Genomic DNA, 24,044 nt, shown 5'->3' with positions numbered 1-24,044 from the left:
TAGATTCTTTACTCGATTTTTTGGGAAAATAAATTTAAAAAATCGACATGAAGCTCAATAAGTATTTGAACAATTACTTTAAGATCCCGTTCGCTCGTACTTATTGGTGATAAATACTGGATTTGATTTTTTATGTCAGGATTAATTTCCCTAATATAACTTCTAAAACCTCCGTAAATCCTAATACTGTTATTTTCGTTCCAATATAATTCAGAACAATCTATAATACCATGTTTATATGGTAAAATAAAACGTAAGCGAAAATACTTATAATCATATTCTTTGAAGAAAATGGATTCTTTAGGTACAGATTCCATCGAAAATCCGATTTCGTTTAGAACTTTATTTAAATCACTATTCTTTACATTTTTGCAGTTGTCATAATCTTTAAATCTATTACATAGTTGAATGTATCTTTCTTCAAAAGAAATTTCTAGTAACGAATCTTTGATGATATTCTTAATTATTATATTGTCCATAAATAATAAATTCGTGTTTGAAGTCTTCATAAAGATTAAAAGCTTCAGTTAATATTATTTTTAAGTCATTGTAATCCCTAAAACTTGGAAGAAATATTTTTCGCTCATTATTAATTCCCGCTAAATATTCAATTTCGTCACTGATATTGCCAAATACGCCACCCATTATCAAGGCATCTGTTTTAACATCACTTACGCCAATAATTAGTTCGACCAATCCATACTTTAAACAGGTGTTTAAGTAAAACTTTTTATCACTTATTATTTCTTCTATTTCAAAAAAATTTTCTTTTTTATGATATTTGGCATTATATCCAATTTCATTCAAAATATTTAAAACCTCATTCTTGGAATAAGATTCAAAAGTATTTTCAAATCGGAATGATTCACTTAATAGTTTATATCTGTTATAGAAGTTTATACTTTTATAGATATATAATTGACTTTCCTTTGTTAGCTCCATTTTTCTATTATTCTATCATAGAGCGGCCTAATTTTACAGTACCGAAATAATTTTTTGCAAAATGCAGGCATGCCGAATCTAAGCTGAGTTTCGGAACTCTGTCCTTAAATCTTGATATAGGGAAAGCAGCTCCTCTACTATGCACTCTAACTCTTGTTCACTACAATATTTTGGTAAATTATATTTTTTTCTATCGAATTCCTTATCAATTTGTTCTGCGATAAAATCAAAACGACCACTTGGTTTAAGAAAATCATCTTCTGTTTCAATATATATAAGTGCTTCAACTAAACCTCCCTTTAAAATAAGATTAAGATTAAATTTATAATCGGCAATAAAATTTTCAAGCTTAAAAAAAGATTCCTTTTTATTATACGTATAATTGATATTTAACTTATCAAACATTTTTTTATATAAAAGAATATTATCTCCACGCATTCTATTATTAAAGTCATTATATTTTTCACAAATAGACCTATACTTTCTTACAAAATCGCTTTTTATATATATATCAATCACCGTCATATTTATTCATCTAAGTATTTTATTGTAACATTATATTTTTTTGCCAAGTCTTTAAATTTTTGACTTCCTTCAAAAAACAATTTGTTTGAGGTAGGAATTTCTAAAAAATATTCACCTTCTAACACCTTATTTTCAAATCCTTTACCATATTTCAGAGACTTAATAGCTTTCCCTTTTTGATATTTCATTGTCAGTTCTTTTAAATAATTTTCGAAAGTTTCAGATTTTATTTTACTTAAAGTCGTCGCTTTACGAGATACAATTTCTTTGCCAGGGATATAGGAATCTAATCTTTTTCCATCTACTAAGTTAACTTCATTAAATTGATATACCAATCTACCCTTATCATTAAAATCATTACCTCTTTTAAACAACACTTTTATTTCATCCCAAGAAAGCTTTCTACCTTTGCTAACAGCAATATCATTTACTTCATTGGTTAGGTCTTCAACAAGTTCCTTATCAAAATCTCCTTTTTCAATAGCTTCTTTTAATGATTTTTTGGCAAGGCCATCTGCTCCATCAAGTTGCTTTATCAGCACATCGTCTACCTCTGAAATTATTTCTTTGCCAACTTTCTCAACGCCGTCATCTATATTGCCTGCTACTTTTTTTATTCCACCTACGCCAATAATTACACTAACCAGTTGTACGGCGTCTTTACCTACCGTATGGTTAAGGATGTAAGGCTTGTTGCTAGTGTAGTTGGCTTTCTTCTCTTCGTAGAACTTTACAGAGGCGTCTTTTATGCTCTCCAATGAAATATTCTTTACACTAGTCCACAGTGCTGTTCTTATCTTTTCCTTTGTAGCAACATCATAGCCCAGCTTAATCAATTGTGGATATTCAGTTACTTCTTCTATTACTCCATCGCCCACACCGGTAAATAGGGCAGGCATCCTAACGGTAGAGGTTTTATGGCTAACCTCGTCCTCATTCCAATAGTCCTTTGGCAAAGCCGCTTCTTCCCATACGTTGCTTCCCAAATCGCCAATGGTTCTCACCCATTCTGCACCGTTCATATCCTTTACATAGAAACCGCTGGTATCCGATACGGACTGTGTTTTTTTACCATTTGGTCCATCTAGCTCGTTCAGCTTCTCGGTGGCCAGTTCGCTCATCTGCTTTTCAAAGGCGGCAGCTTTCTGTTCGATCTTGGGGTTTTTGGCTAGGTTAGGGTCAAGCTTAACCTCGGCAGTCCACTTATTGGTTTCCTTATCAAATTTTGCCTTTGCGGTGTACTTTCCGGGCGAGTTTATCTCGAACGGCTCGGTGTTCTTTTTCTGTGGCTTAATCTTGCAAGGGCTCTTTGCCGTTACCGTTGCCACGATGTTTCCATTCGTATCGTACTCGAAGTCATGGGCTTTTCCGCTCAAATATTTCGAGTCGATTTGGTCGGCTGTAACGTCAAGCTCGCCCTCTATAAGCTGATATTTGTTCTCATTAGTGGTTTCATCGGTAAAGCCGTGTATATAAGTTAGTATTTGCTTACCAGTAGGGTAAGTGTTGTTATCTAGGTAGGCTTCTCCAAACGTGCCGCCGATAACCTTATGGTAGCCGCTAAAATTGCTGCCAACAATATCCCTTGGCTTAAATGCGTAATAATCGCCGTTTGGTAATGCGAACCCATAAAGGGCACCATTTACAAATGAGGTGTAATCCACACAGTAAAAGAATATTTTTGAATCTGTGGGCAGCGTAAATATCTTATTGGCTGGACTTAAAAATGTTGTCGCCTTGGTAAGCTTATAGCTATGGGCAGTCTCTTCAAGGCCTAATGATTTTTCCCTTTCCCTGGCTTTTTCGGCATATTCCTTGATCTTGGTGGCCTTGGCTATTTTCTCCTTAAAGCAATCTACGTCCCTATAATCGAGGAACAGGTTATAAGGACCTTTTTTGGGCTTTATCTCATTGCCGTCGCAATCCTTATCGCCAGCAAGTCCGGCATAACCTTCTGCCTTACTCTTTTGTTCTTCCTTCAGTTCCTTTTTTTCTGCATCGGTCAAGTATGGGCTTTGCGCAAGCGCATCGTATGCCTTGTCCTCCTCTGCATTTCTTTCTGCTGCTGCTTTTTTATCGGCGGCAGTACCTTTGTATTGGTCTGTAAATTCCTCTCTTTTCTTAATCAGGTTGATTATTCCAGCAACGAGTCCTTTTAAATCATCATAAATCTCTTTTACAGCCGCAATCTGCTTCTCGTTCGGATCATAGGTCGTTTCAATCACCCCCGCAAACAGCTGCCTTTCGGTATTTACCTGTATGCCCGAAAAGCGCACCTTTACGTTTGCCTGCCCCAGCATGGGGATGGTAACATAACCTTCCCCCTCCCAACCTCCCCCAGAGGGGGAGACGCGAGTAATCTTTACCGGGAAGCTGCCCGCCATAATCAAATCTCCCTGGTTTAAGGCTTGTATCGGCGTGCGGTTGGCAATGGCAATCTCCGGACTGATCATCCCGCAGTTTACCGTCCGCGTATCGTTCGGGTTGCCGCTGATCTCCAGCGTCAGGATATCCGAATAGGTTGTCTGGTCGGTGCCGATGCCAATATTGCCTGCCACACAGCTGCTGCCCACGCGGTATTCGTAGGTCGTGCCGGGCTTGAGGTCGTATAGCACGGCCCTGTTCTCGAGCGTATTTACGCTATACCATTTCGAACCGCTGAGGCTGCGCTCGCGGTATTGCAGGGTGTAGCCGCCTGCGGGCGTTCCGTTATTGGTGGGGTCGGGCGTCCAGCTGATGGTTACCCGGCCACTGGTTACACTGGAGTTGATGGCGAGCGGTGGCCTGCAATCGCTCTGGTAGGTAAACCAGTAGATCTCGCTAAAGCCGTTATTGCGGTAGCTGTCGAGCTGCTCGCCCATAGGCGAGGTGCTTACGGCCCGTACCCGCCAGGCGTAGCGCTTGCCGGGGATGAGCTGTGGCTCGGCAGGGCCCATTAATAACGTGGTTGGCCTAACGGTTACCTGATAGAGCGGCTGGGTGCTGTGAAAGGCGGCCTCGGGGGCAATGCCGGTATCCCAAAGCTCCTTTAGGGTAAACTCGTACTCGGTATTAAAGGCGCCATTGGGGCTGCCGAGGTTGCGGGGCGTCCATTGGAAGATAATGTTCTGCACCTCCCTGCTGGCAATGCTTTCGCCCTTTACAGGGATGTTGAGCAGTGGCGGGTCGCTCAGGGTAATGTAGGCCATGCTACAGCTCTTGCGGCTGAGCACCTGCCCGGTGTATACCTCTATGGCCTCAAAGCAGAAGGAGTAAAAGCCCTCGGGCAGCTTACTGTTCTGGGCGTACATGGATCGGGTGATGCCGGAGAAGTTGAGGTTGTCTACATTGAAGTAGGGTGCAAGGTCGCCGAGGCTGATGCGCTGGGGGATGCCTGCATCGAGGGTAATGGTTGGGTAGTAAACGCCGTCCTTGCTTTGGAGCTTGGCATTTTGCCCCTCGATGTACATGCGCAGGCGCACGCTCAGCACGGGCTTTTGCAGATCGGTATTGGTGAGCACGATGGCCAGCCGCTCGGTGGTGCCGTTGTAGTAATCGCTGGTGTTTAACGAGTAGGGCGGTACGAGCACGGGGGTTACCTGTACGGGGTAGATTTGGGCTTGGCCATTTAAACCAAGGGCCAAAAGGCCGAATATCGTGATGAGGTAGAAGGCGAAAGGCTTAAGGTTTAAGGTAAAACCCATAGCCTGAAAATGCAACGCCAGCCTTCCCAAAAGGGATGCCTTTTGCATATTTTCAGGGGCCACATTTCTTTTTTGCAACTGGCTTAAGCATCCGGACTGCGGGCTCCCAACTCCAGACTCTGTACTCCCAACTACAAACTTATTCTTGTCTCTTTTAATCATATCTCAATATCCTATTGCGAGGATTGATGTACTCGCACTTTTTATTTCATCTAACAGATTGCTTACCGAAAAATCGGCACAGGTCGGCTCGCTTTAGTCCAGCCTCGCATCCGATAACTATCGGATGACGATCCATGAAGCGGGTTAAGCAACCAGACATCGGCCTTTGCGGACGCCCGACTCTTATTGTATTAAGACCTTGTAAACCATGTTCCCCTTTGGCGTCTCCAATATCATCACATAAACCCCGGTAGATAGCGTGAGGTAATAGGGCAGGTTATAAGTGCTGCTGCCGCTTTCCTCCCTGGTATTGATTAGTTGCCCGGTGATGGTATTGAGCAGGCGCAGCTTGATGTTCGATACGTCCTGTAGCTCGACCTTTGCGTAAAAATTGCCGTTGCTCGGGTTTGGTGCCACAATGAACGATCGGATAAAAGGATCTTTCGTCGTTCCCGGATCGTTGAACGAGGTACCCTCGATTACGGTAATCTGCTTGGTGAACACCTTGAAGCAATCGCCCACCGTAGCCTTAAGGCCAATGGTGTAGGTGCCTGTTGCCGAGAAGCTGAGCTGCAGGTTGTCGTCGGTTTTAGAAAGCACCTTGATATTGGCATCATCGGGTATCAGCCACGCTACCGATTGTGGCCTTGGGCTGCTGATGTTCACCAGATTGATCTTTTCGTTCTTAAAGGTTTGCGTGGTTACCACAAATTCCGAGGCGATGACAGCATTACTTTTCCTGATCTCGATGGTATCACGACCCACGCAGCCAATAGCATTGATGGCCTCAACGTAATATATCCCTGTTTCGCTCAAAGTCACCTTGGCCGTGTTGGCGTTAAGGCCATTGGCGCCTGTCCATTTATAGGTCATGCCATTTGCAATGGTAGCATCCGCCTGATGCACCTGATCTGTACAGAGCGTAACATCAGGTCCGAGGTCTACCTTTACAGCGGTTGGCTGGGTCAGGTTATAGGTAATCGTTTTGCTACAGCCCTTGCTTTCTGATAGGGTTAGCGTATAGGTTCCGGCAACAAGATTGCTCAAATCTTTGGTGGTTGCCCCATTGCTCCATTGGTATTGGTAAGGTGGCGTTCCGCCCGTTATGGTATGGCTAATCGCTCCATCATTACTGCCAAAACAGGTTGGGTTCTTAACTGTGCTCGTGGTAATCTCCAGTGGATTTGGTGCAGCCACGTTTACCTGCGATTGTACCTGGCAGCCATGGCCATCGGTCACAAAGACAAGATAGTTTCCGTCAGTCAGCTTGTTGATATTGGCGGTAGTGTCGCCATTGCTCCATTCGATGCGATAGGGCAGCGTACCGCCCGTTATGGCAACGCTTGCCGTTCCATTACTGTCACCGCTACAGACCAGCCCGGTTGATGAGGTCGATATCGCCAACGCCATGGGCTCGGTCAAATTAAAGGGAACGGACTCCTTACTGATGTTGTTCTTATCGGTAATCCTTACCTTATATGTTCCGGCATTGGCATTAACGAGGATGCTATCGGTTTGCGCAATAGTGGTGTAGCTGCCGTTTGCCTCGTTAAACCATTCATACTTATACTTCATTCCCGGAATAATAATGCCACCCGTCGCCCTTGCATAAAGCTTTCCATCGGCATCGCCCTTACAGGAGACATATCGCTGCTCCTCAATCTCCACCTTTAATGGTGGTGGCTGTTTTAGGGTAATCGTGTCTATAACGATACAGCTTGAGGCATTTGCCTGTTGCGCCAGGGTGTAATTGCTGTCGGTTACCTGTAGAATATATTTTCCATCGGGCACATTGTTCAAGGTGGTCTTGAACGGACCCGTCGTATTGGTAAAGCTGCTGAGTACGTTACCGTCGATATCCGTCCACCTGGTATTATAGCTCCCCGCATTTGGTGTTCCACCTGTGAGAGTGATCTCTGCACGGCCATCGCTTGCACCAAAGAACGTGGGGTTTGTCAGTTCCCTATTATCAATCTTGAGTGCCTCATTGGGCTGCGTTATGGTGATGGTTTCCACTACCTCTGCACCGTTGGCATCTTTTTCATAACAGCTGTTTACATCTGCTACACGAAGGGTATAGGTTCCAATGTCGAGATTGCTCAGCTGATGTTCGTTTGCAGATGCAAAGGCGAGCGTGGTGTAATCTGCATCGGTGTCCTTTTTGTATAAAAGCTTGTAATCGCCATTGGCCCCTGTTGCCTTGATAGTGATGGTTCCGTCCTTGCCGTTGTAGCAATAGACATCCCGCTTGGCAACCGTAAAATCCAGCGCCGTGGGCTGGTTCAGGGTGAATGCCGCTGACTCTTTGCTGATGTTGTTCTTATCGGTGATCCGTACCTTATAGGTTCCGGTGCCTACTGCCATGAGGATGCTATCGGTTTGCGTAAGGGCCGTAAAAGTACCGTTGCTCTCCTTAAGCCATTCGTAAACATATTTTTGTTCTGGTATCTCGATCCCGCCATCTCCCCGGGCATATAGCTCGCCATTGGTTTCGTTGTTACAGACGATGCTCTTTTGTTTCTCGATCGAAATGCTCAGTGCCCTGGGCTGTGTGAGGGTAAAAGTATCGATAACGATGCAGCCGGCCGCATTGGCCGTTTGCGCCAAGGGGTAATTGCTGTCGGTAACCCTTAAGATGTACTTCCCATCGCCAATGTTGTTCAACGTTGTTTTAAATGGGTTGTTGCTATTGGTAAAGCTGGAGAGTGCGTTTCCGCTAATATCTGTCCACTGTACGGTATAATTCCCTGCATCGGGCGTTCCCCCAACAATAATGGCCTGTATGCTGCCATCGGTATAACCAAAGGCGGTTGGGTTTGTGGCCTTGCTAAAATCAATCCGCAGGGCTTCGTCAGGTTGGGTAATAATGGCCGTTGATATGACCTCGCTTCCCGTTCCGTCCTTTTTAAAGCATCCCTTTTTATCCACCACGCGAACCTGATAGGTACCCACATCCAGTCCTGATAGTATATGCTGCCCTGCCGAGGCAAAGGCTATTTCTGTATAGTTGGCATCGCCGTCTTTTTTGTAGAGGACCTTGTAATTCCCATTGCCACCGCTGGCATTGATAGTGATGGTGCCGTCCTTGCCGTTATAACAATAAATATCACGCTTTGCAATATTAAAATCTACGGCCGTTGGACCAGAGAAACTAAAATTGGCCTTATGGGTATTCGATTCGGTATAGGTGCTTATTCCGTTGTACTTTCCCAGCATGTCTACCTTATAGGATCCCGGAGGCAGTGCTGCTGGCGATGTGATCTTGTTGCCGGATTCAAATGCGGTAATGTTGTTGATATTCATTACGGGATCGCCATTGCTGGCATCTGAGATGGTCAGGTTTAAGGTTTCGCCTGTAAGGAGCGGCCGATCAAATTGTAATGAAAAGCCGCCATCTTCTGTTCCGAAACAACTGTTCGGCATGGGGGTTACAGAAGTGATGTGGGGAGCAGATTGACGGGGAATAGTTGTTATGATCGATGAATATAGGTTGTTACAATATTTTAACCTGAAGAATATATTCTTATTGCCATACAGCGTACTGAAATCAGGGCCTAAAAGTTCCTCTCCGGTGAATGATATGGTACTCTTTCCATTGGTATTTAAGGCAGCTGGCATATCCTGCCATGTTCCCGTTCCTACCTGGTACTGCCAAGCGTAATCAGTGGTCTTAAAGCCCAAGGTAGCTTTCAATGTCAGCTTGTCCGCATTAGGAAAAAGTGATCCGGAGCTGGGGCTTATAATACTGATTACGGGATTAATGTCGAGCGTGATTCTTGTCTGCCAGTATTTGGCATAGTTTTCACCAGCTGCAGAGCCCTCATCGTAATAATTGTGGCAGTGGCCCGCTCCAAAGGTCTTGCTAACATCCTGGTGCGAAGTATTGCCTCCACATCCCCCAATTGTCCTTCTCCACTGCCTGGACGTGTTTACCCTCAATGCGTTTACTGTCTTATTGGCCGGGAAATGTAAAGTCGCCTCAAAATGACTGTATCCATACCGGGGAATATTATTTAGATCGATGTAGGGCATGATAGCGGTTTCTGAGCCATCGGTAAACCTTAGCCATATTTGAATTTTATTATCACAGCCATCACCATAATTATCTGAACTTGGCGCTATCTCCAACTTTATGCTTGCTTTGTATTCTTGTGCGCTTGCCATTAAGCCACACAGCAATAAGATAAACGTTGCTAAAACTTTTCTCATAACCTAATATTTTACCGTTACCGTTTTCATTTCACTATAGGCGCCACTTTGTAGCACCGCCATTACCCCATATTCATAACTGGTATTGATCTTGGGCTCCGCATCAAACAGTCCTTTTTCCTTTGCGTCCAGTACCTTCCAAAGGCTTAAGGTTCCACCAACCTGCGTTCGGTAAACCTGATAATTCTTTACATCGGGCAGATTATCGTCCCATACAATTTCAATGCGGCGCTCATCAATGTGCGGATAGGCATACAGCCTGGTCAGCGTCAATTTATCCGTTGCAGCTGCCGATGTTTGTATCCTTAGTATCTCCGATCTTGTTTTCAGCTTTCCAAGGTTTACCACTTCGATTGCGTACTCATAATCCTGTTCGGGTTTCAGGTTTTCATCCGTGTAAGTGTTTGTTGTATCGGTAAAGGTCTTTACCACAACCCAAGCGCTATCGGGGTGTGCCCGTCTAAGAATGCTGTGACTGGTTACATCGTCATCGCTGCTGTTTATCCAGTTGAGCAATACTTTCCCATCTGCTGCTTTATATTTTGTAATCACCGCCGGCGTTGGCGGAATAACCGATGGTTTCTTAAGCTCCACCAGTTCGGAGATCTTCGACTGGTTAAATCGCTTATCGAGGGCGCTGATGCCATACCAAGCCTTTTTATTGGTCATCTTCAAGCTCAATACATCCTTATAACTGTTTACGTACCAAACCGAATCGATCAATGGTACGGCTTCCTCGCCCTTGCTCAATGCCCTAAATATCTTGTAGCCTAATAGATCTGATTCCTTGTTGGCATCCCAGCTTAAGCTGACCTTGCCGTTGGTGTCGATCTTTGCGATAAGCCCCGTGGGCACTGCAGGCGGAACGGAGTCTATCGGCTGTACAAGCACGGGAAAGGATGTTCTGCCCTCGCCCTCTTTTGCAATCGCGGTCAGGGTAAAGTAGTTTGAACCATCCAGCTTATCGTAGCTCAGACTTCTTTTTTCCGGGGAAATATTGTTCATTACCTCTAAGTAAGGGCCTGCGGATGTGATGGCCTTGTTGAGGGCAAAGCTGCTGATTTGCTCATTTCCCGCTGCGTCAAATTCCCATTCCAAATGCAGTACGCCCTTTTCATCGATGATGTTCTTTCTGATGTTTGGAACATAGGCCAACAGGCTTTTTCCCTTTCCTTCAACCACGTCGGTATATGGACTTAGCTCGCCAAAGGGGTTTATGCCCGCAATGCGATATTGATACTTGGTCATGTTGTTGTTGAGCGAATCGATATAGTACATTCTTTTTGAGCCTGCGCCATCTTTTTCGTTCAGATTGGTTATCGGTAGCTCACTCACCTTTGTAAAGGTTGCCCCGCCATCGGTAGATCGTTCGATGTAATAAGCGTTGTAATAGCTCTTCAGGCGGGCATAGTCCCAACTCAGGATCACGCTCTTATCACCAAAGCTCGCGGCCACCTCGTCTATCTTCGGCAGTGGCTCGTAATCCTCCATTCCGATATAGGCTCCGGCCGAATCGAGCTTTAACAGGTTGGACGGGATGGCGGACTTAATGCGGTAAAAATATTTTTCATTTTTTTTGATATCGGTATCGGTATAGCCCCAACCGGCCATCTTTGCCCCGGCGAAGCTCATATCGGCCGCATAGAGCGAAAACCCAAACCGTTGCTCAAGGTCCTGTGATTGTGCCATAATATTGGCCACGCCGTTTGACGCCGTTCCGCTCACGTCAAACTTCTCCCCGTAAATGGCCTGTGCAATTACGGCTGCATAGTTGTCGGCCTTGGCCAATTTCTCCCACTCGGCTAGTGGTTTTGGTTTTAAGGCCGTGGCGATGAGTTTGCGCTCAGGCCGGGCGAGCATCTGTTTGTCGCTTAATACAGTGAAGCGCTCGATGTTGAAGCCGTATTTGTTCGAAAGCTTCCAGGCCTGGGCATCGCCGACGCCCCAACGGACGTTAATCAGGTTGTCCTTTTTTGACGCCCGGGCCATTACCAAGATCTCTGATTTTGGCTTTTTTTCCTGTGTTGGTTTTTGCTGCGCCAACGCGGGAACTGCAAAAAAGCATATCAGGCAAAGGGTAAAAGTTAATTTTGTCATATTCATCCCATTAGGTATACATTAAGCTGTTGCAAATGCAAACAGCATTTAAAATAGTTTTTACTGTGCCTCAGGGATGATCACACAGTTTTGGAACATTATCGGTTCCTTGTTTTATTCAACTTATTAAGGGATGTAAGTTGTTTGTTTGATGGTTTTACAATTAGTTCAGGTAATAATAAGCCTGCATAAAAAAACGGAGTTCGTCAATTCTATCCTCCTTTTCAGCCAGCATAATCTGGCCAGCAATAAATGCGGGCAGAATAATCTTTATTTTCCCGCCAAATCTATTGTTCTGTTGGGATATTCTTTAGACCAAGAATATCCCATTATTTCTTTTTTGAAGGTAAATCCATCAATAGAGATTTGCTTGAAACTTTGGTCTAATTCCTTTTTATTAAAAGCCATAACTTAATTCATTTTACTAATTCCCCTTATTATATCTCCATTTGCACCATCATGCACTTTGTACCACTGCTTTGTATCTGAAAAATTTAGACTTTGCCCACTATTTAAAAATTTACCTGGCGTAGTTGCAGATTCGATATTAACACTTCTCACAGTAACGTATTTTTAGTAAAAGCTGTTGCTTGTGGCGTTGTTAATGGAGTGGTACTATTTAATTTGTTTCAAATCATCATGAAAAAGCTCGTCATACTTGTTAAGCAATATTGGATATCTAACATTTTCATCAACATTTTCTGAGAGAATAGTTCTGAATTCTACTAAACGCTTCCTAAAATTTGGATGGTCTGCAAGTTTCATTATCAAAATAGTTTTTGGGTATAATATTGATCCCTGTATAAAGGGCACAATTTCAATTGGTCTTTTATCAGCTAAAAAATCAGCTATTTCGTTTATTGTTGTGAATCGAGATAAAAACGGTTTCACACCCTTTTCTAAAATATCTTCAATAACATTTCTTACAACATTGAAAGTCTTCTCCGAATTGATCTCTGTCTCCAATTTTTCATAATCAACACCATGTAAATCTTGAAATACTTTGCCAAATGTACTTTCACACTCCTCTCCGAAACCATTTTGTTTTAAAATATTTTCTACTTCGGCAAAATAAATATCTACCGAAACACCCTTTACTACCGCCGAATGAGGAAAATATTGATTATAGCCAATAGCGATAGTCAATATCTTATCGGCTTCTTCTTTTACAAATCTAACCGAACCAAAACCTCCTTTATAATTAAAATTTTTGGGTTTAAGTTGAAGAATAAGATCTTCGAAATTCTCTTTATTAAATACCATAAGATTAAAGCTTTATTATTCCACTAATTATATCACCATTTGCACCATCATGGACTTTATAGAATTGCTTGGAATTTTTAAAATTAATTAAAGTTCCTGGGTTCAATTTTAGTCCTGTTCCCAATTCCGGAAACTTATCTAAACTTCTAACTGTAAAAGATGTTTTAGTAAAAGCCATTGCTTGCGGTATAGTTAAAGGCGTAGTATCACTCAATTTATTTTCAATTACCAAAATATCTACAATATCGCCATCAATATTTCTTTTCACAAACAATTGATCAGCTACAAAGTAATTATCTCCATCGTATTTGAGTTGTACTTGGCTATACATATCATAATCATCTAAGTTTTTGCCAAAATCCGTCTGGAACTTTTGTTTCAATTCTAAATATTTAGCTGAGCTTCGATTTTTAAAGGTAGCCAAACACACATCAGTTTCAAATCCTTTTCCTTTTGCCGTGATGTCCTTGAAAAATTCTCTCTTGCTCCATTTTTCCCAACGGCTACCACCTGTTTTTTGAAGTTCCCAACTGTAAGCCGGGTCATCTTTAAGTTTCTGCCAAACATCAAAAAGGTCATCGGGATTCTCCTTAACCAAAGCTTTTATCTCAACACCGTACGTTTTATGCAATAAATCTGCATCCAGCTTTGCAAAATAATCTGCCTCCAAATTATCCAATTTAGATAATAATTTTGCATCCGCTACGTCATCCAAGCTATTAACCCATGATTTGAGGTTTGGAAAATTTTTAAATTTCGCAAATAAACTTGCTTTACCAGTCAAGCCCTTGCCAAACAACCGCTTCCCAATATCATCAAAAGTACTTCTACTTTTGGTAGCTAAATACTCTAAAGCGTCTATAATACTTTTTCCTGCCTTGGTTTCGCCTGTACCAATTAATAAAGTTGCAATATTCGAAACAATCTTACCATGCTCGTACCACTAGCTTTCAGCTTGCTAATTTTGAATTAAATTTAGATTCATGTCGATACATTCATCAAATAGGATTTCAACAATAATAAATTAAGTATTCTGATTTTGTATCGATTCAATTATGTTCCAATCAATATCCGAAAATCTGTCTCCCTCTTCAAGTATTTTAAATCTTTGCTGCTCCAAATTCAGATTGTCATCGCCGTAATAGTATATATAGTCATTTCTGAATTTATTAAACCAGTAAAAACGGTTGTAATAAATATTCAACAAGTTTTCATTCTCAAATCGATTTGGAAACATGGTTAACAACAAATATTTCTCCAACGGTTCTTTTATTCTTACATCGCAAAGAAGTTCATCATTCATATTTGCCTGCGAGAAATCATTTTGATGTCTTGCTGTCTCAAAGATTCCATTCTCTATTATTTTCATTCTTTAAAATATTTGACCTCAATATTTACATTTCTTTCACTAAAAAATTTGGTTAGTTGCTCAACGGCGGTTTTATCTGTAACAAGCCATTCAATTCTTAATCCATTAGCCTTGGCAGCACCTGCCTGTTCTATTGCCTCTTTTAAAATATTCTCTCTCAAAAACTCTGGCTTATCATAAACTCTATAAATAGAATTGTTTGGAGTTAAAACACATTTGCCATCTTGCAAAGCATCTTTCATAACTTGTATTTCGAATTGGACATTATTTCGATTTTAACTTGGTATTTGGATTTTCCTTTCGCCAAGCACTATAATAAATTTACCTTGGCTTTTTTATATCTTCTAATGAAAAGTGTAATGATTTCAAATCAGCTTCTTTTAACTCACTAAGGTCTTGTTTTATTTCAAATACTCTTTCCTCTATATTTGCCATTTTCCTATCTAGAAAAAGCTCATTTATGACATTAACTTCTTTATAAAATACATCGTTAACATAAATAGAACATTCGTAATCTCCTATTCTTATGTTGTTTAATCCTTTAATTGATAATGCCGTAGCATCACTCAAATAAAAAATATTTGTAATTTCTAGCTTTCTTTTGTTTTTCATAATTAATAAACTTAAAGCCCTAAATCTTTTAAACGTTTCAATATTGCTATGTCTTTATCACTCAGTCCTAACATCTTTTGATGTCTAATCATAAAATCTTTAACATGAGCTTCTGCATTATATCTCCCTAAATCATCAATAATGCCTAGTTTATGTTGAGTACCATGTAAAAATTCTTCTAAAATAGCAGCCTTACTCGGGTTTTCTCTTAAAATAATGCTGGCCATATCTTCACCCCCTACACTTGCTTCAGCGCTGAAATATTCAAGCATTCTTAATTCTTCTGAACCATCTTTTGCGATAACAACTCGCCTTTTTTTCGATACAGCAGCAATCAACTCATCAGATGCTTTTTCTATCCCCATTAATTCATCTGAAGAATTCAAGAAACCTTGTTTTAGTGAAGATAGTTTTAGTAATTGTTTATCATTTACTGACCATATTTTCTTAACTGCTTTACCTATACCCAACAACCGCTTCCCAATATCATCAAAAGTGCCCTTACCTTTGGTAGCTAAATACTCTAAAGCTTCTATAATACTCTTTCCCGCCTTGGTTTCGCCTGTACCAATTAATAAAGTTGCAATATTCGAAACAATCTTACCATGCTCGTAACGCTGTTCATCACTAGTACCGTTTAGTTGCTCAAAGTAATTGTTTAACTGTTTGGCTATGGTGTTAATTGCCTTTTCTAGCCGTTCTTGGTTGCTAATAATTTCATACAGGTTATTAATTACCTTTTCCGTTTCATTCCTTATTAATTCCTGTTCCTTACATTCTTTTATTTTGGCCAGTTTGTTTGGTATGGTTAAGTTATCCCACCATGCACTAAAACCGCTATCCTTTTTTGCTTGTATTAATTGAGCTTTTAACTTGGCAATGGTTAGTTTGTCGCTTTTGATACCCTTACACTCCATATAACCTATGCTGTAGGCGTAAGTAATATCGTCCATATTCTGCCTCAAATCATTCAGGGTGGTCCCCAAATGGGCCAGGTCATAAACCTGAATGTACAAGCCATCTAATACGCCTGCTGTATATGGCCTATCGAGGAAGGTATACTGCTTGCTTTCTGATGTATTGGCATTTTTCCAAAAACAATAGGGAACAATACCAGCATCCTTATAAGGTTTCCAATTATCTTTGGAGCATTCATCATAAAACTGATATATTTTATACAGCTTATACAAAAGCTCTCCGTAACCTTTACTATTATATAGTGTGACGAAAGAACTGAACTGTTTTTCTTCCATTGCAGCAGCATCGGCTTTTAAGGCCGCTGATGTTTTTGATAGCGCCTCCTTGAATGGCGTATTATCCTTAACGCTGGCACCACCTGCTGAATTTATGTAGGTAGGTATAGATTCATTCAGCTTGGTAACCATTTCAGCAGATTTTGTCAAACTATCTTTCTGTACTGTAAGTGATGCCAATTGTTGCTGTAAATCTTTTAGTTCTGATGCAGAGACTACATCCTTTTCTAAAAGCTTATCTATTTTGTCGCTTGTAGTGATTAGTTTTTTTACTACATCAGCAAGTGCCTTAATACTTTCCTCTATTTCTTTAGTGTCTACAATCTGCGTTTCCTTAACATCATAGGTCGTTTCAATCACCCCCGCAAACAGCTGCCTTTCGGTATTTACCTGTATGCCCGAAAAGCGCACCTTTACGTTTGCCTGCCCCAGCATAGGGATGGTAACATAACCTTCCCCCTCCCAACCTCCCCCAGAGGGGGAGACGCGAGTAATCTTTACGGGGAAGCTACCTGCCATAATCAGGTCGCCTTGGTTTAAGGCTTGTATCGGGGTGCGGTTGGCAATGGCAATCTCCGGGCTGATCATCCCGCAGTTCACCGTCCGGGTATCGTTCGGGTCGCCGCTGATCTCAAGGGTGAGGATATCCGAATAGGTTGTCTGGTCGGTACCGATGCCGATATTGCCTGGCACACAGCTGCTGCCCACGCGGTATTCGTAGGTCGTGCCGGGCTTGAGGTCGTAAAGCACGGCCCTGTTCTCGAGCGTATTTACACTGTACCATTTTGAGGCGCTCAAAGTCCGTTCGCGGTATTGCAGGGTATAGCCGCCTGCGGGCGTTCCGTTATTGGTGGGGTCGGGCGTCCAGCTGATGGTTACCCGGCCACTGGTTACACTGGAGTTGATGGCGAGCGGTGGCCTGCAATCGCTCTGGTAGGTAAACCAGTAGATCTCGCTAAAGCCGTTATTGCGGTAGCTGTCGAGCTGCTCGCCCATAGGCGAGGTGCTTACGGCCCGTACCCGCCAGGCGTAGCGCTTGCCGGGGATGAGCTGTGGCTCGGCAGGGCCCATTAATAACGTGGTTGGCCTAACGGTTACCTGATAGAGCGGCTGGGTGCTGTGAAAGGCGGCCTCGGGGGCAATGCCGGTATCCCAAAGCTCCTTTAGGGTAAACTCGTACTCGGTATTAAAGGCGCCATTGGGGCTGCCGAGGTTGCGGGGCGTCCATTGGAAGATAATGTTCTGCACCTCCCTGCTGGCAATGCTTTCGCCCTTTACAGGGATGTTGAGCAGTGGCGGGTCGCTCAGGGTAATGTAGGCCATGCTACAGCTCTTGCGGCTGAGCACCTGCCCGGTGTATACCTCTATGGCCTCAAAGCAGAAGGAGTAAAAGCCCTCGGGCAGCTTACTGTTCTGGGCGTACATGGATCGGGTGATGCCGGAGAAGTTGAGGTTGTCTACATTGAAGTAGGGTGCAAGGTCGCCGAGGCTGATGCGCTGGGGGATGCCTGCATCGAGGGTAATGGTTGGGTAGTAAACGCCGTCCTTGCTTTGGAGCTTGGCATTTTGCCCCTCGATGTACATGCGCAGGCGCACGCTCAGCACGGGCTTTTGCAGATCGGTATTGGTGAGCACGATGGCCAGCCGCTCGGTGGTGCCGTTGTAGTAATCGCTGGTGTTTAACGAGTAGGGCGGTACGAGCACGGGGGTTACCTGTACGGGGTAGATTTGGGCTGAAGAGCTTAAAGCTGAAAGCAGAAAGACCAAAGTAAGGTAGAAGGCGAAAGGCTTAAGGTTTAAGGTAAAACCCATAGCCTGAAAATGCAACGCCAGCCTTCCCAAAAGGGATGCCTTTTGCATATTTTCAGGGGCCACATTTCTTTTTTGCAACTGGCTTAAACATCCGGACTGCGGACTGCGGACTCCAGACTCCGGACTTTTTTTCAGCTCAGTCTTAAGACTTCGTACTCCCAACCTCCGACATCTTGCATTATAATCTTCCATTGCCTTACTGTTAATTGTTAAATTATTTAAATACCTCGTCCACGGCTTGCAGAACGTGGTCTACCACGTCGTTTGCCCCGCAGGTGGGGTAGGGTAACGTGGTGTACCACGTCGTTTACCCCGTTTGCGGGGTTGGGTAACGTGGTTAATGGGTTAGCGAACGTGGTGTGCCACGTATACCGACGTGGTAAACGGGTAGTATAACGTGCTGTACCACGTTCTACCAGGTGGTTAATGGATTGTTGAACGTAGTTCACCACGTATACCAACGTGGTCGACGGAGTGTTGAACGTGGTCGACCACGTTTTAAGCCGCTCTACCCCGGCCCTCGGGCTTCCTTGATCCATATTTTCCTTAGTTATCCGTACCTACTTATTTAATAGGATTGTTATAGTTCACTACGGCGCTGGTTCCCGCACTTCCATTCGGAAGCATAAACCTGTACTGAACCCTGTAATTTCCCTCACGCATAAAGGGAAAGTGGCCGTTGATCAGCCATTCGTACTGTTGTTGTTGCGGCGTGCCGAGGAAACGGTTTACCACCTGACTTTGCAGTTCTTGAAAATCGGCCTTGTAGATACGTGGCAAATCGTAGATGTAGGGCAGCCTTTGGTTTACCGACTGGGTATTGAAGTTCCCCTGCTCTACATTGGCCTGATAGCTGAGCAGTATCGGCAATGCCCTTACCGGTGCAAGCCCCAGTTGAGCGGTATCCCGATCGAGGGTAATATCCCCGGCAATAGGATATTTTTCATAATTAAGCGGCTTAATATCCTGCTGATAATAATTATTATCCAGCAAGGCAATTGGCCGGAGCAACGGCTTACTGGCCGTGTAGGCAGTTCCCGTTATTTCGGCAAGATCAAAGGCCTCGTATTGGGCAACCGTTTTCCGCAGATCGATTACATCCGATGATACCTTGCCAAAAAGATCCTGCACGGGAGTGATCGCGGCCATTTTTTCCCTAAAGGTGGCAAAAGCACTACTATGGAAGTTATAGCCCAGCAACACCTTGCCTCCGTCTGAGCGGATCACATCTTGTGCCTGTTTATTGGTAATTTCGGTCACGTCGCCCTCCGCCGTGGTGCTTTTCTGTGTAGTGGTGGTGCTTCCAGTAGTGCTTCCCTGCGATTTGCTTACCAGCACGAAGCTATAGCTGCTGTTGGCCTCCACTTTCGGCAGGTCGAACCTTAATTGCACCCGTGCCGAATCGTATTGATAGGTAACGGGGAGTGCGTTACCATTTTCTTTTTTAAATGCCAGTTCTTGTTTAAAGCCCTTCGCATTAAACAGGTAACTCTGCCCGCGTTTTAACTGGACATAGCCCGAGCTGCTTTCGGCGGTATAAAAGTTTCGTTGATCTACCACCGGCCAGCTATAGGCGATATTGGTTAATGGTATCGTTTCCGGTGCGGTGCCAGTCTTAAAGTCAATGCTTTTCTCTTCCTCGGCCTTTTTGCCGTCCATATAAACCGTTTGCCAGTTGCCGCCAACCAACTGCACAAAGCTTACCTTGGCATAGGCCTTTATGGCTGTGTTTGGTGGCAGAATCTCGGTCGATAAGAACGATACCGCATCCTTTCCGGCGTTCCATTCCAGTTTGCCCGGAATTTGCTTACCATTACTGGTGAGCTCAAATTTTTCGAGCTTGATCCTAAAGGTCTTCGAACCGTTCTCATCCATGATCGGAATATCGCGTTCCACAGGGAAGTTAAGTGCAACTTGTGGCGCTGCAAATACATCAACATTGTCGGGGGTCTTTGGCGACATATCGGCAATTACGTTGATGCCCACTGGGCTTTCCTGTCCGCCGTTTACGATCTTACATTCATCGCCCAGCTGTACCTTGAAGTTTGCCCTGCCCTTGATGAGCCCGCCGAGTACATTATACTGCACGCCGAGATAGCCCCTAAACCACGACGGATTGGGGAGCTTTGCCTGTAACAGCGCAGCAACCCCGGCTTTGATGATCGGGATGCGGGTCTTTAAGAACCAGAGGTTCACCTTGATGCCCAATTCTCCCTGTAAATACGCATAGGCCTGTGCATTGGCGTACCAGCCGCGGATTCCAATGGGATCTGAACTGCCCTCGCAGTGCGCATCGGGATATTGTTTCAACATTAAATCGAAGCCTACCCCGGCCTTAAAGTTGGCATAAAGAATAAGAAAGGTAATATCTCCGGTACTGATTGCCAGGCGTGAGCCAAGGGCAAAGCCCTTACCATCGCCAAGGGCATTCAGGTCACGCATGTAGTCAAGCTGACGGATATCGAGGCCGAGGATATCGGCTACCTCGCGAGGTGGTGGCGGCGATCCCGGTATCTTCGTGCCGATCATGAAATAACTTTCCGTTTTAAGACTAAAGCTGCCCAGCCCAAATTGGATGCCTATGGGATCGGTTGGCGTGCCCATATATACATACCATTCCTTTGGTGCAAAGTGCAGCACGGCATATCCCGCTCGGTTATTAGCTCCAACGCCCCTTAGCAGGCCCTTGGCGGCATTGATGTAAATATCGAAGTTGGCATGAAAGGTACTGTTTGCAAAATCATAGCTGATGCCCAGGTAGGCCGCCAGCCCCTCGGCAAAATCGACCTTGTTGGGTACCGTCCTTGCCGCCTTTTGGGGGTCTTCAATAACGAGTTTCTTGATATTATCGAGCTTTTCGATTTTTAGTGCATCCGACAAGCCTTCCAGCTGCCCGGCAATATCATCTTGAACGCCCTTCAGTACACCTGCAGCTTCATCCAATGCATCGCCTACGATCGGGATCTTACCCATAAACTTCGCACTTCCAAAAAGGCCGATGTAGCTCAGACCTCCGTTCCGGTTAAAGGCCATCTCAAACTCTACCATGCCATCGCATACCTCATCCTTGGTAATATTGAATAGTAGCCCTGCCTTTACGCCGAGGCCCATCGCTAAATCTGGCTTATACTCTGGCATGAGACTCTTAGAATCGGAGCTTGCGTTTTGGTAAATCTTACTCATTCGGTAGTAAATGCCCCCTACAAAGCCCTTGATATTGATCGGCGTTGGCGGCGCAATGGGAAAGCCGGTACCGAAGCTTGCCTTGCCGTCTACAAACCAGTAGCGAAAATCTTTTCGGCCAAAGATGGCCCTTACCTGCACCTCGGCCTTGCCAAGTGCCTCAAAAGTGGCCCGGATTCCGCCGCCGAAGCCATCGCCATAAATGGGGTCGTTATCCAGGATGTTGAGCTCGCCATCAAGTTTAACCTTTCCGATGTTTACGTTGTTGAGCCTGATGGAGCTTAGCCCCAGCTTCCTAAACTTCCATTTCTGGAGGCCGTCCCGCTGCTCAAAGCCCGAGGTAAATACCAGCCGGGTATCGGCCTTGAAGCCTGCATCCATCAACGTAACCTTGAGCCCGAAAGAGAGGCTCGTTTCCGCTTGCGTAGAGGTTAGTGCAATGCTATCGATAGATACCGGGAAATTGGCAACGCTCAGCTCGCCATTATACCCAAAATACTCGACCGTTAAATAGGGCGCAACGGTCTTTAACCGAAGCCCCTTAAATTCAATGCCCTTAAAATTGGCCAGTGGCTTGGCCGTTGAGTCGCCCTCCTTTCTCCTGGCCATAATGTCCATCCGGCCGTATAGGTTGGCTTCTGGCAGAAACTTATCGTCCTGCACCAGCAACTTTACATAAGAGTTCTTATCCAGTGTTACCCTTGCCTGCCAAAGGCTAAAGTCGAGCTTATCCTTGGGCGCTACGGTAAGCCAGTATTTATTATCGCCCGTAATTACGGCCTCATACCTTAACGAATCGGAGTCCTTTTCGCTCACGGGCAAGCCTATGTTCCCCCTGAAGCCCGCCCCAACCAGTGTATTGGCCTCAAGGTCGATGTTGAACTCGTCTACCGAAAACTTCCAGCCCGATGCTGAGCCCTCGCTATAGGGCAGGATGTTCTTTCCGTAAAAACTGCCGCTTACCCCGTTATTATCGATGATCAGGTTGTTGGAGCCGAAGCTGATCCGCTCCTTACTGTTCCGCTTGGCAAAGGCCCTCGGCAGCATCACGTCGAGGTTTTGGATATAGAGGCCCCGCCACATGCCCGGGCTCGGGAAAGGCATGTACCTTGCCTCATAACCTCGGGGAAACAACACGTTGGGGCTGTTACGCCTATCGCTGAGGTCGATGGTTGCGTTGGCCACGGTAAACACAACATCTTTCAGCTTGGCAATCTGGAACTTTGGCAGGTTAACGTTCACCAAAATATCGTTCCAATCGGAAACAACTGTACTAAATGAACCCGTTACCTTTTTTGTCGAATCCGCTATCTGATCCCCATTTGGGTCGCAGGGAATCAACAGTTTTCTAGGAAAGATAACATCGGCCGCAAGCCCCATTTCCTTAAAGCCCTTACAGTCCATGGTAATATAGGTCAGGTTGTCGAGTGCTTGTCCATTGTTAAGATCGAGCCCTCCCTTAAGTACCACTTTGCCATTACCACCGTTAAAATCTATCGGGATATCGCCCAGCAGCACCAGTTTGGCATCGCCGACTATTCCGCCCTCGTACGAGAGCTTTAGCCCACTGATGCCAAAGAACAGCTCCCTGGGGTTTTGCGGAATTTCTACCTTGGCATAAACCGTCAGTTCTGCATAGGTGGGGTGAAATACCGCACTACTAATGGCAATTTTATAGGTGATATTATTCAGGGTTCGTTTTAACCCAACGGGAAGCTCGTTCAGGTCGGCAGGCGTCAGGAAATCGGAATAGTGATTGTTCTGATCCAGTGCGGCCACAGCGTTTATGGCATAGGCCCTAACCTTTACGTTGTCTGGATTTTGAACAGATTGTGCACAGCAAAGTGTGGCGTGGAGGCAGAACAGGATGCAAGATAGAACGCTTACAAAATAGGTAGGTTTTAAGATCACGGGCGTTAATTCTTAATTGTTTATATTAATCTCAATACTGAGAAACACCCAAGTAATAGCAGATAAATATTAAATAGCTAGCACAGAAGCGTTCCCAGGTAACATTGGGATGTGTATATAACAATTAGGATAACAGTGATTTAGTAAGGCAATATACTTTTATTATTTGGATATTCCTATAAGTTGAAATGATGCTGTCTACGCATGAAAGAATAGCATGTGAACCCTAGCTACGGCATTTACCGCGAGGCAAATAGATCTTTATGTTCACATTTAAACGAAAATTAAGAAAACTAAGCCACTGATATAAAAAAAGAGCCACCATAAGGCAGCTCTTAAAGGCAACTATTGATGCGCATCTCTCCGCTCAACCTGTTATTTTATTTCTATCTGGCGGCTTTGGATTTTAGCCTCCTCGCGTTTGGGAATGTTGATGCATAGCACGCCGTTTTCGTATTTGGCGTCGATGCCGTTATCATCTGCCGAATCTGGCAGCGTAAACGAACGTACAAACGAGTTATAACTGAATTCACGTTTATTAAAACTTCGCTCTTGCAGGTCGTTTTGCGCACTTTGTTCTGCCGAAATGCTCAGCACATCGCGTTCCAGCGAAATCTTAAAATCCTCTTTTTTCAAGCCTGGCGCAGCCAATTCTACATGGTAATGATCTTGACTTTCGCTAATGTTCGCAGCCGGAACCCGGCTCATTAATCGGTCTGAAAAAAAGGTGTCGTTGAAAATGGAATCAAATACATCGTTGAATCCAGTCATTAAACCGTTCTTTTTGTTGTCGCGGTTGGGATTAAATTTAACCAGTGTCATAGGTCTTTCCTCCTTAAATTGATTTTTTAACGATTAAAACTTACAATTAATTAAACTTTTGAACTCACGTTCCGATAACTTATTACCAATAGGATGCCAAACCAAAAAAGCGACGCAAAAACCGATGATAGCGCTGCTTAAACTGAAAATTTTTCATAAACCGTGAAATTTTATCAGCAAAAAAATGTCAAAAATTCATTT

General features: G+C 44.0%; 16 protein-coding genes. All 16 read right to left on the bottom strand.

The features are described from left to right. Nucleotides 1–8 precede the first annotated feature (8 nt). Nucleotides 9–479, bottom strand: coding sequence for a hypothetical protein (locus tag IZT61_RS20770; protein WP_196098911.1), 471 nt, complete (start codon nucleotides 477–479; stop codon nucleotides 9–11). Further along, nucleotides 460–942, bottom strand: a complete 483-nt coding sequence (locus tag IZT61_RS20765) for a hypothetical protein (protein ID WP_196098910.1) — start codon at nucleotides 940–942, stop codon at nucleotides 460–462. The genes IZT61_RS20770 and IZT61_RS20765 overlap by 20 nt, the downstream gene beginning before the upstream one ends. 78 nt (nucleotides 943–1,020) lie before the next feature. Next, nucleotides 1,021–1,467 (bottom strand): hypothetical protein, encoded by a 447-nt coding sequence (locus tag IZT61_RS20760; RefSeq protein ID WP_196098909.1) that lies wholly within the window; start codon nucleotides 1,465–1,467, stop codon nucleotides 1,021–1,023. A 2-nt stretch (nucleotides 1,468–1,469) separates the two neighbouring features. Beyond that, nucleotides 1,470–5,312 (bottom strand): fibronectin type III domain-containing protein, encoded by a 3,843-nt coding sequence (locus IZT61_RS20755; protein ID WP_196098908.1) that lies wholly within the window; start codon nucleotides 5,310–5,312, stop codon nucleotides 1,470–1,472. 183 nt (nucleotides 5,313–5,495) lie between these two features. Beyond that, entirely contained in the window at nucleotides 5,496–9,521 is a 4,026-nt protein-coding gene (locus IZT61_RS20750) for a T9SS type A sorting domain-containing protein (protein WP_196098907.1), read from the bottom strand. Between the two features lie 3 nt (nucleotides 9,522–9,524). Continuing rightward, nucleotides 9,525–11,624 carry a fibronectin type III domain-containing protein gene (locus tag IZT61_RS20745; protein WP_196098906.1) on the bottom strand — a complete coding sequence of 700 codons (2,100 nt, stop codon included), beginning with the start codon at nucleotides 11,622–11,624 and terminating at the stop codon, nucleotides 9,525–9,527. A gap of 264 nt (nucleotides 11,625–11,888) precedes the next feature. Continuing rightward, complete coding sequence (locus IZT61_RS20740; protein WP_196098905.1) at nucleotides 11,889–12,026, bottom strand: hypothetical protein; 138 nt, start codon at nucleotides 12,024–12,026, stop codon at nucleotides 11,889–11,891. 207 nt (nucleotides 12,027–12,233) lie between these two features. Beyond that, nucleotides 12,234–12,881, bottom strand: coding sequence for a hypothetical protein (locus IZT61_RS20735; protein WP_196098904.1), 648 nt, complete (start codon nucleotides 12,879–12,881; stop codon nucleotides 12,234–12,236). A gap of 4 nt (nucleotides 12,882–12,885) precedes the next feature. Next, nucleotides 12,886–13,665: a hypothetical protein gene (locus IZT61_RS20730; RefSeq protein ID WP_196098903.1), complete on the bottom strand. Its 780-nt coding sequence runs from the start codon at nucleotides 13,663–13,665 to the stop codon at nucleotides 12,886–12,888. A gap of 240 nt (nucleotides 13,666–13,905) precedes the next feature. Continuing rightward, nucleotides 13,906–14,250: a hypothetical protein gene (locus tag IZT61_RS20725; protein WP_196098902.1), complete on the bottom strand. Its 345-nt coding sequence runs from the start codon at nucleotides 14,248–14,250 to the stop codon at nucleotides 13,906–13,908. Then, entirely contained in the window at nucleotides 14,247–14,492 is a 246-nt protein-coding gene (locus IZT61_RS20720; protein WP_196098901.1) for a hypothetical protein, read from the bottom strand. The genes IZT61_RS20725 and IZT61_RS20720 overlap by 4 nt, the downstream gene beginning before the upstream one ends. A 79-nt stretch (nucleotides 14,493–14,571) precedes the next feature. After that, complete coding sequence (locus IZT61_RS20715; RefSeq protein WP_196098900.1) at nucleotides 14,572–14,862, bottom strand: hypothetical protein; 291 nt, start codon at nucleotides 14,860–14,862, stop codon at nucleotides 14,572–14,574. Nucleotides 14,863–14,873: 11 nt separating this feature from the next. Beyond that, nucleotides 14,874–17,975, bottom strand: a complete 3,102-nt coding sequence (locus IZT61_RS20710; protein ID WP_196098899.1) for a fibronectin type III domain-containing protein — start codon at nucleotides 17,973–17,975, stop codon at nucleotides 14,874–14,876. 170 nt (nucleotides 17,976–18,145) lie between these two features. Next, the gene (locus tag IZT61_RS20705; RefSeq protein WP_196098898.1) at nucleotides 18,146–18,466 is read right to left on the bottom strand and encodes a hypothetical protein; all 321 of its coding nucleotides are present in this window, start codon (nucleotides 18,464–18,466) and stop codon (nucleotides 18,146–18,148) included. Nucleotides 18,467–18,491: 25 nt separating this feature from the next. Then, nucleotides 18,492–23,021, bottom strand: coding sequence for a hypothetical protein (locus tag IZT61_RS20700; RefSeq protein WP_196098897.1), 4,530 nt, complete (start codon nucleotides 23,019–23,021; stop codon nucleotides 18,492–18,494). Between the two features lie 375 nt (nucleotides 23,022–23,396). Next, on the bottom strand, nucleotides 23,397–23,843 hold the full coding sequence (locus IZT61_RS20695) for an Hsp20/alpha crystallin family protein (protein ID WP_196098896.1): 447 nt from the start codon (nucleotides 23,841–23,843) through the stop codon (nucleotides 23,397–23,399). Nucleotides 23,844–24,044: the final 201 nt, after the last annotated feature.

Source organism: Pedobacter endophyticus (genome assembly GCF_015679185.1).
GTDB classification, from domain to species: Bacteria; Bacteroidota; Bacteroidia; order Sphingobacteriales; family Sphingobacteriaceae; genus Pedobacter; species Pedobacter endophyticus.
The sequence above is the reverse complement of the archived record's forward strand: the minus strand, read 5'-3'. Positions and strand labels throughout refer to the sequence as shown.

Coding starts and splice junctions, on each gene's coding strand:
- IZT61_RS20770 (WP_196098911.1), bottom strand. CDS start 479: ATGGACAATATAATAATTAAGAATATCATCAAAGATTCGTTACTAGAA.
- IZT61_RS20710 (WP_196098899.1), bottom strand. CDS start 17,975: ATGCAAAAGGCATCCCTTTTGGGAAGGCTGGCGTTGCATTTTCAGGCT.
- IZT61_RS20760 (WP_196098909.1), bottom strand. CDS start 1,467: ATGACGGTGATTGATATATATATAAAAAGCGATTTTGTAAGAAAGTAT.
- IZT61_RS20765 (WP_196098910.1), bottom strand. CDS start 942: ATGGAGCTAACAAAGGAAAGTCAATTATATATCTATAAAAGTATAAAC.
- IZT61_RS20740 (WP_196098905.1), bottom strand. CDS start 12,026: ATGGCTTTTAATAAAAAGGAATTAGACCAAAGTTTCAAGCAAATCTCT.
- IZT61_RS20735 (WP_196098904.1), bottom strand. CDS start 12,881: ATGGTATTTAATAAAGAGAATTTCGAAGATCTTATTCTTCAACTTAAA.
- IZT61_RS20715 (WP_196098900.1), bottom strand. CDS start 14,862: ATGAAAAACAAAAGAAAGCTAGAAATTACAAATATTTTTTATTTGAGT.
- IZT61_RS20750 (WP_196098907.1), bottom strand. CDS start 9,521: ATGAGAAAAGTTTTAGCAACGTTTATCTTATTGCTGTGTGGCTTAATG.
- IZT61_RS20720 (WP_196098901.1), bottom strand. CDS start 14,492: ATGAAAGATGCTTTGCAAGATGGCAAATGTGTTTTAACTCCAAACAAT.
- IZT61_RS20695 (WP_196098896.1), bottom strand. CDS start 23,843: ATGACACTGGTTAAATTTAATCCCAACCGCGACAACAAAAAGAACGGT.
- IZT61_RS20705 (WP_196098898.1), bottom strand. CDS start 18,466: ATGGATCAAGGAAGCCCGAGGGCCGGGGTAGAGCGGCTTAAAACGTGG.
- IZT61_RS20755 (WP_196098908.1), bottom strand. CDS start 5,312: ATGATTAAAAGAGACAAGAATAAGTTTGTAGTTGGGAGTACAGAGTCT.
- IZT61_RS20725 (WP_196098902.1), bottom strand. CDS start 14,250: ATGAAAATAATAGAGAATGGAATCTTTGAGACAGCAAGACATCAAAAT.
- IZT61_RS20745 (WP_196098906.1), bottom strand. CDS start 11,624: ATGAATATGACAAAATTAACTTTTACCCTTTGCCTGATATGCTTTTTT.